The organism is Indiicoccus explosivorum (genome assembly GCF_002167005.1).
In the GTDB taxonomy this organism is placed as follows: Bacteria; Bacillota; Bacilli; order Bacillales_A; family Planococcaceae; genus Indiicoccus; species Indiicoccus explosivorum.
On record NZ_NHTN01000038.1, the window covers coordinates 1 to 14,074 of the forward strand.

Here is a 14,074-nt window from a genome sequence, read left to right on the forward strand (position 1 = left end):
GACAGGGAACGGCGCGCTGCGCTCATTCGACCGGGGAGCGGCCGATGATGTCATTATTGTTCGGCGTGCATCTGGCGTCCGCAGGAAGAACTGCCTCTCGGGAAGTCGCTGCCGGCCATCCATCACGGAGCCGGCCTGTTCCTGAAGGAAATCACGGGCGAAGATGCGCACGAGCGCGTCCCCACCAGGGAAGAAATGCACGTCGGATGCCCTGTTCGGCATCATCAGTTCATCAAGTCCCTTTACTTTCCCCTTATGAGCCGTATTCCGCAAAGCTGACGAAGCTCCAGGCCATAAATCTCGCTGAACGCGCATAAATTCCGCTGAACGCGCATAAATCCCGCTGAACGCGCATAAATCTCGCCGAACGCGCATAAATCCGGCTGAACGCGCATAAATTCCGCTGAACGCGCATAAATTCCGCCGCTGATCACCCAACACCCACACAGCCTGCATCCAGTCTATCCTTTATTCACCGTCAGTCCGACCACTCCCTGCACAAGTTCCCGGATATCGTCTTCCCGGCCTTCGTAAAACGCCTGCACAATCGCACTGCCGACGATGAAGCCATCACACGACGGCGCAAGCGCCGCCGCCTGTTCGGCGCTCGAAATCCCGAAGCCGGCAAGCACCGGCGCGTCGCTTTTCGAGCGGATGCGCGCCAGGAACTCGGCGACGTCTTCTGAAAACGACTTCCGGCCGCCGGTCACCCCTTTCACCGTCACCGCATAGACAAAGCCTTCCGCTTCCGCAAGAATCGCATCAAGCCGCTCTTCCGTCGTCGTCAGCGTCACGAGCTGCACAAGCGGCACGCCCGCTTCCGACAGCGCCGGCTTCACCAGATCCTGATGCTCGAACGGCAGATCCGGCACGATGACACCCGCAATTCCGGCTTCGCGGCAGCTTTCGGCGAACGCCTCAGCCCCGTACTGCAGCACGGGATTCAAATACGTCATGATGACAAGCGGCACTTCCGGCTTCTGCTCAAAACCGCGCACGGCCGCAAACACATCCCGCAGCGTCACACCTTCCTGCAGCGCCCGCACACCGGCATCCTGGATAACCGGCCCGTCCGCGACGGGATCCGAGAACGGGATGCCGAGTTCGATCGCCGTCACGCCGGCTTCTTCAAGCACCTGCACCCGCTCTTCCAGCGAATCAAGTCCGCCATCCCCCGCCATGATGTAAGCGACGAACGCCGGGTTCTGCCGTTCAATCCGTTCCTGCAAGTAACCCATTCACTCCACCTCCACATGGCTGCGGATCGTTTCCATGTCCTTGTCGCCGCGCCCGGACAGACACACGACAAGCACCGATCCCTTATCCATCTTCTTCGCCTGTTTTTCTGCTTCGGCGATGGCGTGCGCCGATTCGAGCGCCGGGATGATGCCTTCGAGCCGCGACAGTTTCTTCACTGCATCGAGCGCCTCGTCATCCGTGACCGCCGTATACTTCACGCGTCCGATTTCGTGCAGGTATGCGTGCTCCGGTCCGATGCCCGGATAATCCAGCCCTGCCGAAATCGAATGCGCTTCCTGGATCTGCCCGTCGTCCGTCTGCAGCACTTTCATGAAAGCGCCGTGCAGCACGCCGAGTTTACCGCCGGTCAGCGTCGCCGCATGTTTTCCGGAATCAATGCCGGATCCCGCCGCTTCCACACCGATCAGTTCCACGCCCTCGTCTTCCACGAACGGATAGAACATGCCGATTGCGTTGCTGCCGCCGCCGACACAGGCGATGACCGCATCCGGCAGCCTGCCGGTTTTCGCTTCCGCTTGCCGCTTCGTCTCGTCGCCGATGACGCGCTGGAAGTCGCGCACCATCTCCGGGAACGGATGCGGTCCGAGCGCCGAGCCGATCAAGTAATGCGTGTCCTCGACGTTCGCGACCCAGTGGCGGAGCGCTTCATTCACCGCATCCTTCAGTGTCGCGCTCCCCGCTTTCACACCGCGCACTTCCGCGCCGAGCAGTTCCATCCGGAACACGTTCAGCTGCTGGCGCCGGATGTCCTCTTCGCCCATGTAGACGATGCATTCCAGCCCGAACAGCGCGCAAACCGTCGCCGTTGCCACGCCGTGCTGGCCGGCTCCCGTCTCCGCGACGATCTTTTCCTTGCCCATGCGCTTTGCGAGCAGTACCTGGCCGAGCGCGTTGTTGATCTTATGTGCGCCTGTATGGTTCAGGTCTTCCCGCTTCAAGTAAATGTCCGGTCCGCCGAACTCTTCCGTGAGCCGCTTCGCGAAAGTCAGCGGTTGCTCACGTCCGACATACTCCTTCAAATACGTCTCAAGTTCTTCCTGGAATTCCGGATCCGCTTTCGCTTCCGCATACGCCGCTTCCAGTTCCTTGACGGCTTTCATGAGTGTCTCCGGCACGAACTGGCCGCCGTAGCGCCCGAAAAATCCGGTTTTATTCGACGCTGTCGTCATGATGTCTCCACTCCTTTTGCCGCTGTAATAAATGCGGTTATTTTCTGCGGATCTTTGCGTCCGTCCGTCTCGACGCCGCTCGATACATCGACGAGCGCGGGCCGGAGCACGCGGATCGCGTCCGCCACGTTATCCGCATGGAGGCCTCCCGCAACCGCGAGCCGGTTCTCCTGTTCCGAAAATCCTTTCAGCAGCTCCCATTCGAACGTTTCGCCGCTGCCGCCGCGGTATTCCTTGCCGGGCGCATCGGCGAGCACGAACGCCGCGTCAGGCGCCGACAGTTTCACGCCGTCTTCCTGCGTGCGGATCGAAGCCGCCCGGATGACGGGAAAATCGAGCGCCTGCACCGTTTCTTCCGTTTCGTCCCCGTGGAGTTGGATGAAATCGAGGCCGACTTCGCGGGCGATCCGGTTCATCTCTTCAGGTGTTTCATTGACGAACACGCCGACTTTCTTCACGGTGCCTGGCACCGAAGCCGCCAGTTCTTTCGCAGTCTCCACAGAAACCTGCCGTTTGCTCGGCGCAAAGACGAAGCCGATGAAATCGGCCCCCGCATCCACCGCCGCTTTTACGTGTTCCGCTTCCTTCAATCCGCAGATCTTCACGAGTGTCATTGCGATCCCTCCTGTCTGAACAAGGAATCCAGGAATGCGCCCGGATCGTCCGCCCGCATGAGCGCTTCACCGATGAGCAGCCCTTTCGCGCCTGTCTTTACGGCCCGCTGCGCATCTTCCGGAGAATGGATGCCGCTTTCCGAGATGAAGACATGCCGGTCATCGAAATAAAAGGACAGCCGTTCCGTGTTTTCGAGGCTCACTTCGAATGTCGACAGATTGCGGTTGTTGATGCCGACCAGCTCGGCCCCGAGCGCGATGGCGCGTTCCATCTCCTCTTCGTCATGCACTTCGACGAGCGCTTCGAGCCCGAGGTCAGCGGCGTAATTGTAGAGCGCGCGCAATTTGTCGTCATCGAGCGCCGCCACGATGAGCAGCACGACGGTCGCACCGGCGTTCTTCGCCCGGTCGATCTGTTTCGGATCGATGATGAAGTCTTTATTGAGCACAGGGATCGCCACGCGCTTCGCCACTTCATGCAGATCATGGATCGATCCGTTGAAATAACTCTCATCCGTCAGGACGGAAATCGCGGCGGCACCCGCCTGCTCGTAACGCTCAGCCTGGCCGGTGACATCCACTTCCGAACGGATGACGCCTTTCGACGGCGAGGAGCGCTTGATCTCCGCAATCACTCCGGCGGGCTGCGCCTCCCGCAAAAGATCCGCCAGTTTCGGTTTCGCCGGGTAGCGGGTTTCCGGGAATTCCGTTTGGAGCGCCGCCAGTTCCTGCTGTTTCGTCTGCAGGATTTTGTCGAGAATCGTCATGAAGATACCTCCTGTACAGCCAGTTTCCGGTACGTTTCCGCAGTGCGGCCGGACGTGAGGCTGCCTTTCGCTTCCTTCACGCCTTCCGCGACGCATGATACGCGGCCCGCGACGTACAGCGCGAGTCCCGCGTTCAGTGCGACCGCGTCCTGGTAGGCGCTTTCCCCGCCTCCGATCAGGCTCCGGAAAATTTGCGCGTTTTGCTGCGCGTCGCCGCCTCTCAGCGCTTCCACCGGTCGGACGTCGAGTCCGACCTCGTGGGGATGTACCGTGTATTCGGTGATGCCGGTTTTATTGAATAAAAGAACGTGATTCGTTCCGGCGAGCGACAGTTCGTCCATCCCGCCCGCTCCGTGCAGGACGGCACCGCGTGTGCGGCCGAGTTTCTGCAGGGCTTCGGCCATGGGGCGCATTTTGTCCTGGCGGTAGACGCCGGTCACCTGGTACGTGATGTCCGACGGGTTGGCGAGGGGGCCGGCGAGGTTGAAGATCGTCGGCGTGTCGATCGATTTGCGCACATCGCGCAGGCGGCCGATCGCCGGATGGACGGCCGGTGCGAATAAGAACGCGAGGCCGGCGTTTTTGATCACGCCGCTGAAGCGGTCCGCCGCCACGTTGACGTCGACGCCAAGCGCTTCCAAGAGGTCGGAGCTGCCGGTCTTGCTCGAGACGCTCCGGTTGCCGTGCTTGGCGATTTTGACGCCGAGCGAGGCGAGGACGAATGCTGTCGCCGTGCTGATGTTGAAGCTGTACGACTTGTCGCCGCCCGTGCCGCAGACGTCCATCAGCTCATGGCCGCCGGACGGGATGTGTTCCGTGCGCGCCAGCAGTTCCGCGACGAGGCCCGCGATTTCCGGCGCCTGTTCGCCGCGTGTGTGGAGTTCGATCAGGAATTCGCGGATCTCCGCCGGGGCGGTTTCTTCGGCGAGCATTTGCTGCGCCGCCTTTCTCATCTCATGTTCCGTCAGGATATGGCCGTTTCTCACCTGTTCTGTGAAATTTCTCATCTTACTCGTCTCCTCTCAGCTTTGTTTGGGGACACAAAAAATCCGCAGCAAAACGCGCGTCGCGTTCTGCTGCGGAGGGCGGACGGATATCCGCGGTGCCACCTCACATTGATGCCCCTGGCATCATCTCGTGGGCCCGTTAACGCCGGGCAGACGTCTCCCCTAGTGGCCGCGTCGGTCATGCGGCGTTCGGGTAAGCTCTCGAAAGTCCATTCGTGCAAAGGCCCGCTCTCCGGCTTCCACCAGCCGCCGGTTCTCTGGGCAGCGTCCTTCGCCTACTCGTCTTCGTCTCCGATTTCGCTCTTCTCTGCTCTGATCTTGCTGTCCTGCTCTCTTGCTCTCAACTGGGCTCTTACTCTTTTGAATGAACTTGTCGTCCGTACAACAAGTTGACCCTCATCTTATAAGGTTTCAACTATTCTGTCAAGTGGCGTGGTTTTTTGCGGTGCCTGGCACCAATTGTCTCCTTTGTGTACGCAATGGTGAAAATTGGTGCCAGGCACTTTAGTCGAACCTCCCGCTTCTCTCGCTGCTCTTCACTCCGATTTCCTCAGCCGTTTCTTCCGATTTCCATTTAGGTAATAGGTCTTGTTTTTACTCTTTTTCTTTTCTGCGGAGCCGCCGCATATTTTCAACTTCATCGAAAAAGGCTTATACAGCGCTTTTCGTGCAGGATTGGATGACGGATTCCAAATTGATTCCGTCTTCTTGCGCTGACGTTTCCCGATAAAACCGGAACGGAAAGTAGTGTCATCAGCCTATATTTTATTTAATTTTCAAATTAATCATTTCTGACCTCCTCTTTTTACCCTATTTGCTAGTATGATTTTCTTATATTATCTGATAATTCTATTTTTAATGATTGGAGGTAGGCTTTCTTGCGTCTAAAACGGAAAAAAGCCTTTCGGCTGGCTCTGATTTTATTCGGCTTAACGGGACTGGCGGCGGGCGTTTATCTTTTGCTGTTTTATAACAACGTGGCGGAAGCGGTCGAGGATATTTACGTGCCGCTGGAACGGAACACGCCGGATATGCGGATCGATGAAATTGTATTGAATGAGCGGGACCCTTTTTCTGTCCTCCTCCTCGGTGTGGACGAACGGGAAAATGATCGGGGACGCTCGGACACCATGATCGTTCTGACAATCAATCCTGACACCGCTTCTGTCAATATGCTGTCGATTCCTCGAGACACTTATACGGAGATCAGCGGTCTTGGCATGAAAGACAAGATCAACCATGCGTACGCTTTCGGCGGGATCGGCATGTCGGTCAGTTCGGTAGAGCAGTTTCTTGATATTCCCATCGATTATGTGATCGAAGTGAACATGGACGGTTTCCGGCAGACGATTGACGCGCTGGATGGGGTGACCATCCGGAATCCGCTTGCGTTCGATGATTTCAAAGAAGGCGAGATCCAGCTCGACGGCGAAGAAGCCCTCGCCTACGTCCGTATGCGGAAGCAGGATCCGAGAGGCGACTTCGGGCGGCAGGACCGGCAGAAGCTGATCATCGAAAGTATCGTGAAAAAGTGTCTTTCCGTGGATATGCTGGTGAAGTATGATGAGCTCCTCGACGTGGTCGGTGAAAACGTCAAAACGAACCTTACGCTGAAAGAAATGATGGATATCCGGAAACATTACTCGGCCGCCGCTTCTTCCATCAGCCAAATCCCTGTCGAAAAAGGGCACGGGGAAATCATCGGCGGTATCTGGTACTATCTGTTCGATGAAGCCGAACTCCTTCAAATCCGGATGAAATTGCAGCAGCACTTGGAAGTAGACTGAAAAAATAAAAAACTGGTGCCTGGCACCAGTTTTTCTTATCGTTTCATTGTACTTTTCTCTGGTGCCTGGCACCAATTTTCACTCATTTTCACACAATATCCCCTTCACGGTTCCGGCTGTTTCTGACCAGGAGGTCGGCGCAGAGGATCAGCCAGAAGCCGAGTAGCGCGAAGTAAGCGAGGTTGTCGTTCAAATACGTTTCGTCAAAAAACAGGCGGAACGCCGTAAAAAGGAGCCCGGCATAAAGTATCGCGAACAGGACAGCCACGCCCCGCTTCATGGGGGTGTTTTCTTTTTTGAACGGTTTCATTCCATCACCTCCTGCTCCCTGTGCCGGGAGCGGCTACACTATTTTTCCATGATAAGGCATTTCGCGGTTTTTCTGAACAGGCGGAAAGGACTAGCTTGACGGTCCGCCGAAGCAGCCGTATCCATTACCCACTTGCTTCTCCCTCCTCAGGTCCGTCTGCCGGTCCGGAAAAACAGAAAAAACCGGAAACCGTATCGATCTCCGATTCCTGTGTTTTTTCCTGCAGCATGCAGTTAATGAGGCTCCCGCGCCAAAATGTGTTCCTCCAGCTGTTTCCGCCGGATGATGCCTTCCGGAAGGCCGAGCGATTGCGCGATTATGGCGGCGGACGGCGGTTTGAGCATGCTTTCCTTCAAGACCGCTTCCCTGGAGAACAGCTCCGACGCCGGTCCGTCCGCGATGATGCGGCGGTTTGCCATGATGACGAGCCGGTCGAAGTGCTCGGCGACGAATTCCATGTCATGAGTGATGGTGATGACGGTCTTCCCGCGGCGTCCGAGTTCATCGAGAACGTCCTTCAGGATCGCCAGGCCGACTTGATCCTGGCCCGCCGTCGGTTCGTCCATGATCACGACGTCGCCGTCCATGGCGATGACGGATGCCACCGTGACGAACTTGCGCATCGAGTAAGGCAAGTTGTACGGGTTCTCTTCCCCGTGCTTCACGATGCCGCACAGGCCGATCGCCCAGGCGGTCAGTTCGTCGGTGCGCGCTTCGTCGAATCCCATGTTCTTCGGGCCGAACCGCACTTCGTCGATAACTTCATTATGGAAAATCTGATCATCCGGGTTCTGGAACACGTAGCCGACTTTCTTCGACAGCTGGGCGGTCGTCCGGTCCTTCGTGTCCCAGTCCCCGACTTCCACCGTCCCTTCCGTCGGCCTCAGGAGCCCGTTCATCAGTTTCACGGCGGTCGTCTTGCCGGCGCCGTTCTGGCCGGCGATCGCGACCCGCTCACCGGCGCGGACCGTCAGCTCCAGGTCTTCCAATGCTTTCGTGCCGTCGGGGTAAGCGAAACTGACACCTTTCAGCCGGATTTCCGTCACGGGCGTCCCTCCTTCCTGCGGGCGCGTGCCAGGCACTCCGCCACTTCTTCGTCCCGGATCGGCAGGAACGGCAGCTCCATCCCCTTTTCCTGCAGGTCGAGCGCAAGCGCCGCCGCGTGCGGATACTGGATGCCGAGCGCCATGTACGACGGGTCTGCAAACACCTCGCGCACCGGGCCATGCAGCTTTACTTCCCCGTCAGCAAGGACGATCAGTTCATCGGCGTATTCAGCGATGAGGTCCATCTTATGCTCGACGAGCACGATCGTCTTGCCGCGTTCTTTCATAAGCCGGATGATGTCGAATACCTGCTCGGTCCCGACCGGATCGAGCTGCGACGACGGTTCATCGATGACGAGGATATCCGGGTCCATGACGATGATCGACGCGAGTGCCACGCGCTGCCGCTGCCCGCCCGACAGTTCGAACGGGTTTTTATTCCTCAGATTATCGATCTTCACGAGCTGCAGCACATCTTCCACGCGCCGCCGGATGTCATCGACCGGCACGCCGAGGTTCTCGAGCCCGAACGCCACTTCATCGAATACCGTCTCTTTGACGCCTGAAATCTGGATGAATGGGTTCTGGAACACGTAGCCGATTTTCTCGGCGAGCTGGCCCAGCTGCGCGTCCGCGATCTCTTCGCCATCCACGAGGACCGATCCTTCCAGATCGCCTTTATAAAAGTGGGGAATAAACCCGCGGATCAAGTTGCACAGCGTCGTCTTGCCCGCACTGTTGTTGCCGACGATGGTGACGAGCTTCCCGCGGCCGATGTCAAGCGACACATTTTTCAGCACCTGTTCATCCCCGACAGGATAACGGTACGACACGTTCTTCAGCTGGATTACAGGATCCATACAGCAACCCTCCAGACGATGAGCGCCACCGCACCGATCGTGAACAGGGCGATGAGCCCTGTGTCGATCGGCCGCCGTTCCAGCGTGTGGAGGCTGGTTTTATTGACCGGAGCGGAAAACGCCCGGGATTCGAGCGTGATCGCGCGTTCTTCGGTGCTCGCGATCGCCGACAGGATGAGCGGTGTCAGTGTCGGCAGGAACGCTTTCGCACGGACGAGGACGGAGCCTTCCGTCTCGACGCCGCGCGTTTTCTGCGCGTCCATAATGACGTTCGACTGGCGCCGCATTTCCGGGATGATCTGCAGCGTCGACAGCACGACGTACGCGCCGGCCGGCGGCAGCCCCATGTTCTCGAGCGCCTTGACGAAGTCCTTCACTTCGGTGATGCGGAAAAACAGGATGAACGCCGAGCCGATCGCAAGGATCCTCGATGTCAATAAAAGACCGTACGCCAGCCCTTCCTGCGTCAGCGTGAACACCCACCAGCCGCCGATGATATCGTCACCGGGGTAGAACAAAAGCTGCATGAGGAACACGATGATGAGCAGGACGACGAGCGTCTTCAGCACGAACGCGAAAAACTCGCGCAAGACGCCCGCCGCTGCGGCGATCACAAGGAGTGCCGCGAACATGGCGTAAGCGAACAGGTAACTCGGAACCGCGATGACGGCAGCCGTCACGAACAGCGCGAACGTGAATTTCGTCATCGGGTGCAGGGCGCGTATCGCATTCGTTGCCATCTTTTCAGCTCCTTACTTGCGCCGGTTGCGCTTCATATACTGCTCGCCGTATTTCATTTTCGACAGATAGCGGTCCGAAATGCTGCGGACGATGAAGAACACGATGAGCACGGAAATGACTTTGTCGGCGATTTCAGTGATGATCGTCGACGAGAACACGGCCTGCCAGATCGTCTGGCCGGTCGCGAGGAACGTCGCGGTGATCGCCGAAGACGTATTGCCCGTCGCGCCGCCGAAGAAAATGACGGTGATCGGCGCGGAAATGACGACCGCGACCGCGGTGATGACGAGACCCGAAAGGATTGCTTTCGGCAGTGTGCGCAGCAGCCCCGCTTTCGACAGGAGGCCCGCCGCAACACCGATCGCCATCGACACGACGACGTACGGGAAGTACACCGGGTTAAAGATCGCCGTGATCGAGTTCGTGATGAGGCCGGTCAAAAGCCCGACCCATGGGCCGGCGATGACGCCGACGAGAATCGTGCCGATGACGTCGAGGAAGATCGGCAGGCGCAGAACCTGCGCCAGTTGGAAACCGACGAAATTGATCGCGACGCCGATCGGGATGAGCAGCAGCGCGAGCAGGCTGAAATCCTGCTGGAAACTGCGTTTTCTGGTGGCTGTTTTATTCATGGAACTTCTCTCCTTCATGATCAGGATAAATGCGAATAAATGATGGAATCCTTTTTCAGCCGCCCGCTTCGCGGACGGCGTCCGTGAACAGCCGGACGAACGCTTCCCGGTCCACCGAATGGAGCACATGGGCGTTCGCCGGTTTTTTCGTCCGGTTCGTATAATCCACGACCGTCGTCCCTGACGTCAGCCTCCCTTCCGTCTCGATTTCCACGTGGCAGTCCATGCCGGCGAACAGCTCCGGTTTTATGGCATAAGCGACGGCGCACAGGTCATGCAGCCGGATCACGTCGGCGAAGTGCGGCTCGTGGAACGGCGTCTGCTGTGCCGCCTTGCCGTAGAACTTCAGCATCGCGATGATTTCGCGGGCGAGCGGCGTGCCGATCGCTTCGATCGCCTGCAGGTCCTGTTCCGTCATGTACGCCTTGTGGGTCACATCGAGCCCGCTCATGACGATCGGCACACCGGACCGGAACACGAGATCCGCCGCCTCCGGATCCGTATACACATTAAATTCGGCAGTCGGGGTCACATTTCCTCCAACCGCCGCGCCGCCCATGAACGAAATGTACCGGATGTGGGCCTTCACTTCTGGGTGAGCGAGGAACAGGGCGCCGATATTCGTCAAGGGGCCTGTCGCGACGAGCACCGTCTCTTCCGGACTTTCAAGAATGGTCTCGCGCAGTGCGTCGATGGCTGAGCGGCGGCTTTCTTTCGTCACCGGCTCATCGAGCGTCAGACTGCCGAGGCCGGTGTCGCCGTGGACGTGCCCGGCGACTTCGAGCGTGCGCATCAGCGGCTGTTCCAGCCCGCGCGCCACTTCGATTTTCTGCTTCATGAGATCCGCGAACCCGCGCGCATTGAAGGACGTCTTGTCCTGCGTCTGATTGCCGGCTTCCGTCGTGATCAGCCGGACATCGAGCTCCGGCCGGACGAACGCGAGCAGGAGCGCCATCACATCGTCGATTCCCGGGTCGCAGTCGATGATGACAGGTATCGCCACTTGGCCTCACTTCCTTTCTGGGTGATATGTAAGCGTTTTCCTTTATTTCAGATTAGCTGACAAGACATGCGGAGTCAATGCAGGGTTCGCACGGATGGTGCCACATGGATGGTGCCAGGCACCAATTTTCTGAAAATTGGTGCCTGGCACCTCAAAAAAACAGGGGAATCCGCCGCTTTATACAAAGCATGCAGATCCCCCTCCCGCGCTCAGCGTAAATCCCCTCAATTCACGTACTTGCCGGCTTTTTCACCTTTCGCGTCCCAGTACGCATTCCGCAAGTGCACTTTCTGGATCTTGCCGGATGCGGTCTTCGGCAGTTCATCGACGAAGGTGACGCCCGTCACGGCTTTGAAGTGGGCGAGCCGGTCGCGGGAATAGGCGATGATGTCTTCTGCCGATACATCCTGCCCGTCCCGCAGCACGACGTACGCGTGTGGCGTCTCGCCCCATTTTTCGTGCGGCACGGCGATGACGGCGGCTTCGCGCACAGCCGGATGGTCGTACAGCGCGCCTTCCACTTCGATGGATGAGATGTTCTCGCCGCCGCTGATGATGATGTCTTTTTTGCGGTCGGTGATTTCGATGTAGCCGAACTCGTCGACGGTGCCCATGTCGCCGGTATGCAGCCAGCCGTTCTTGATCGCTTCCTCCGTCGCTTCTTCGTTTTTCCAGTAGCCTTTCATGACGCCGTGCCCCCGGACGGTGACTTCACCGACTTCGGTGCCGTCCATCGCCACTTCTTCGCCTGTCGGATCGACGACGCGCACGTCCGAGCCGATCATCGGATAGCCCGCTTTCGCTTTGATGCGCGTCTTCGCCTCGTCGGCCAAGCCCTCCTGCCCGGAGCGGATCGTCGATACGAGGCTGAGCGGGGTTGATTCCGTCATGCCGTACACTTGGATGAATTCCCAGCCGAGCTCTTCTTCGACACGGCGGACGAAGGCGGGCGGCGGCGCCGATCCGGCGATGACGACGCGGACGCCGTCACCGGCCGGCGGGGAATGCTCCTCATAGTACTGAAGCACGGAATTCAGAACGGTCGGCGCCATGTGCAGCACGGTGACACCGAATTTATTGACTGCCTCGAAAATCGCTTCGGGCGCCGCTTTCCGCAAGGTGATGTGGCGCGCACCGTTGGCGGTGTAGTAGAACGGCGCGCCCCAGCCGTTGACGTGGAACATCGGCAGCACATGCAGGTAGACGTCGCGGTCCGTGACGCGCAGGTGGTGCATCGTCGACAGGGCGTGCAGGTAATTGTTGCGGTGCGTCAGCATGACGCCTTTCGGATTGCCGGTCGTCCCGCTCGTATACAGCAGGCTGCACACGTCATCCTCTTCGATTTCCGCCCGGTTGAACGGTATCGTCGGGAACGCCTGCAGCCATTTGTCGTAGTTCAGGTCCTCCGATTCGCCGGTTTTGCAATAAACGACGATTCGCTGGACCGTCTCCAGCCGCTCCCGCACCGGTTCGATGAGCGGCAGCAGTTCCTGATCGACGAACAGCACCTTTGATTCGCTATGGTTCAGGATGAATAAATAATCGTCCGGTTTCAGGCGGGTGTTGAGCGGCACCATCACCGCCCCGAGCTGGAAAATGCCGTAGAACGCTTCCAGCATTTCCGGCGTATTCGGCGCGAGCACCGCCACGCGGGCGCCTTTTTCGATTCCGAGATTTTTCAGTCCGTGCGACAGCCGGTTCACCCGGTCATTCAGCTCGCGGTATGTAAATGATTGTTCGCCGCTGATCACCGCTTCCTTTTCACCATACAGCCGCACAGCGCGGTCAAGAAAATCGGTCAGCACCATTGGGACATTCATGAAATCACCTCTGTCTGAAATTTATGGATTAGTATACCATTCCGGGAGGTCCGTTTCCATATTTTTCAGAAAGTTCGCATTGGGGTTCCTGTTTTATTGACTGTGGAAGGCTGGTGCAGCGCCGTTTTCGGCAGCGAATAAAAAAAGGACGCCGGAGCGCCCTGTCATTGCCGCCATATGGAGTTGAACGAGTCGAAATGGGCTTGGATGTCCGCGAGCGCGGCGTCCTTCCCGTCGCCGTCTTCCAGCGCTCCGGCGGATTGCAGCTCTTCGATCCGCGCCGTCAGCCACACTTCAAGCGGTTCGAAGTCATTCAGCGCTTTCGCTTCTTCGAGGCGTCCGGTCACATAGGCGACATCGGTCCCGGTCAGGACTTCATCCAGATTGGGAGTCGCCATGGCATCCGCGATCGCGCCCAGCACGACGCCCGTCTCCTGTCCCGGTGCCGGTTCCGGCTTTTCGCCGTCTTCATTGTATTTGATCATGATCAGCCGGCGGGTCTCAGCGTCGAACGTATAGCCGTTCTCATAGATGACGACCGCGTTAGGGTTCGGGAATACTGAGTAGGCATCGTCTTCTGTCGGCACGCGCCCTTCCGCCGGCAGTTCATAGGCAGCGATGAATTCCTCCAGCTGATCGTATGGGGCGCCGAGGTCGGCGGGCGCATCCTGGGCCGGCTCGGCGGATTCCGGCATGGCCTCTTCTTCATCGGCTGTGTCCGGTTCCTGCGTTTCGGACGGTTCCGCGTTTTCCGCCGTTTCCGGTTCCTGCGATTCGGACGGTTCCTCTTCCGAGACGTCTTCCGGCGAGGTTTCCGTTCCGTCAGCGGCTTCCTCCGTGCAGCCCGCGAGAATGGCTGAAGCGAGAATCGCTGGCGCGAAAAGCGGAAGCAGCCGTTTATTCCAATTATTTAAGGGTTTAATCATATAATAACTTCCTTTCAGCTTTCGTTCCGCAGTCCATATTACCAAAGCCCCGGGATTTTATCAAAGTGCCGGCGGGGAGTTCATCGGCGGGGCTACATGGACGGTGCCACATGGGCGGTGCCAGGCACCGGA

At 58.4% G+C, this 14,074-nt stretch carries 15 protein-coding genes; 1 reads left to right on the forward strand and 14 read right to left on the reverse strand.

Features of this window, described 5'->3' with window-relative positions:
• The 6 genes from CCE92_RS16130 to trpD all read right to left on the reverse strand — a co-directional run.
• Positions 1-456, reverse strand: a 456-nt coding sequence (locus CCE92_RS16130) for a hypothetical protein (protein WP_206601400.1), incomplete at its 3' end; no start/stop codon positions are given.
• 5 nt (positions 457-461) lie between these two features.
• The gene (trpA, locus tag CCE92_RS11260) at positions 462-1,238 is read right to left on the reverse strand and encodes a tryptophan synthase subunit alpha (protein ID WP_088007931.1); all 777 of its coding nucleotides are present in this window, start codon (positions 1,236-1,238) and stop codon (positions 462-464) included.
• Positions 1,239-2,429: a tryptophan synthase subunit beta gene (gene trpB, locus CCE92_RS11265; RefSeq protein WP_088007932.1), complete on the reverse strand. Its 1,191-nt coding sequence runs from the start codon at positions 2,427-2,429 to the stop codon at positions 1,239-1,241.
• Positions 2,426-3,043 (reverse strand): phosphoribosylanthranilate isomerase, encoded by a 618-nt coding sequence (locus CCE92_RS11270; protein ID WP_088007933.1) that lies wholly within the window; start codon positions 3,041-3,043, stop codon positions 2,426-2,428. Before CCE92_RS11270 ends, trpB begins: the two co-directional genes overlap by 4 nt.
• Positions 3,040-3,810, reverse strand: coding sequence for an indole-3-glycerol phosphate synthase TrpC (gene trpC, locus CCE92_RS11275; RefSeq protein WP_088007935.1), 771 nt, complete (start codon positions 3,808-3,810; stop codon positions 3,040-3,042). Before trpC ends, CCE92_RS11270 begins: the two co-directional genes overlap by 4 nt.
• A complete protein-coding gene (gene trpD / locus CCE92_RS11280; RefSeq protein WP_088007937.1) occupies positions 3,807-4,817 on the reverse strand; it encodes an anthranilate phosphoribosyltransferase in 1,011 nt (336 codons plus the stop codon). The genes trpC and trpD overlap by 4 nt, the downstream gene beginning before the upstream one ends.
• An 878-nt stretch (positions 4,818-5,695) precedes the next feature.
• On the opposite strand from trpD, the gene CCE92_RS11285 reads away from it, so the two are divergent.
• Positions 5,696-6,604 (forward strand): LCP family glycopolymer transferase, encoded by a 909-nt coding sequence (locus CCE92_RS11285; protein WP_088007939.1) that lies wholly within the window; start codon positions 5,696-5,698, stop codon positions 6,602-6,604.
• An 88-nt stretch (positions 6,605-6,692) separates the two neighbouring features.
• Here CCE92_RS11285 and CCE92_RS11290 read toward each other — a convergent pair whose 3' ends face one another.
• The 8 genes from CCE92_RS11290 to CCE92_RS11325 all read right to left on the reverse strand — a co-directional run bounded on the left by CCE92_RS11290 (position 6,693) and on the right by CCE92_RS11325 (position 13,942).
• Entirely contained in the window at positions 6,693-6,914 is a 222-nt protein-coding gene (locus tag CCE92_RS11290) for a hypothetical protein (RefSeq protein ID WP_088007940.1), read from the reverse strand.
• Between the two features lie 233 nt (positions 6,915-7,147).
• Complete coding sequence (locus tag CCE92_RS11295) at positions 7,148-7,960, reverse strand: energy-coupling factor ABC transporter ATP-binding protein (protein WP_088007942.1); 813 nt, start codon at positions 7,958-7,960, stop codon at positions 7,148-7,150.
• Positions 7,957-8,820 carry an energy-coupling factor ABC transporter ATP-binding protein gene (locus CCE92_RS11300; RefSeq protein WP_088007944.1) on the reverse strand — a complete coding sequence of 288 codons (864 nt, stop codon included), beginning with the start codon at positions 8,818-8,820 and terminating at the stop codon, positions 7,957-7,959. Before CCE92_RS11300 ends, CCE92_RS11295 begins: the two co-directional genes overlap by 4 nt.
• Entirely contained in the window at positions 8,808-9,560 is a 753-nt protein-coding gene (locus tag CCE92_RS11305) for an energy-coupling factor transporter transmembrane component T (protein ID WP_088007946.1), read from the reverse strand. The genes CCE92_RS11300 and CCE92_RS11305 overlap by 13 nt, the downstream gene beginning before the upstream one ends.
• 12 nt (positions 9,561-9,572) lie before the next feature.
• Complete coding sequence (locus tag CCE92_RS11310; RefSeq protein ID WP_088007948.1) at positions 9,573-10,193, reverse strand: ECF transporter S component; 621 nt, start codon at positions 10,191-10,193, stop codon at positions 9,573-9,575.
• Positions 10,194-10,248: 55 nt separating this feature from the next.
• The gene (locus CCE92_RS11315) at positions 10,249-11,196 is read right to left on the reverse strand and encodes a nucleoside hydrolase (protein WP_241536007.1); all 948 of its coding nucleotides are present in this window, start codon (positions 11,194-11,196) and stop codon (positions 10,249-10,251) included.
• 224 nt (positions 11,197-11,420) lie between these two features.
• Positions 11,421-13,016 (reverse strand): long-chain-fatty-acid--CoA ligase, encoded by a 1,596-nt coding sequence (locus CCE92_RS11320; RefSeq protein ID WP_088007950.1) that lies wholly within the window; start codon positions 13,014-13,016, stop codon positions 11,421-11,423.
• Between the two features lie 164 nt (positions 13,017-13,180).
• Complete coding sequence (locus CCE92_RS11325) at positions 13,181-13,942, reverse strand: hypothetical protein (protein WP_088007952.1); 762 nt, start codon at positions 13,940-13,942, stop codon at positions 13,181-13,183.
• Between the last annotated feature and the right edge of the window lie 132 nt (positions 13,943-14,074).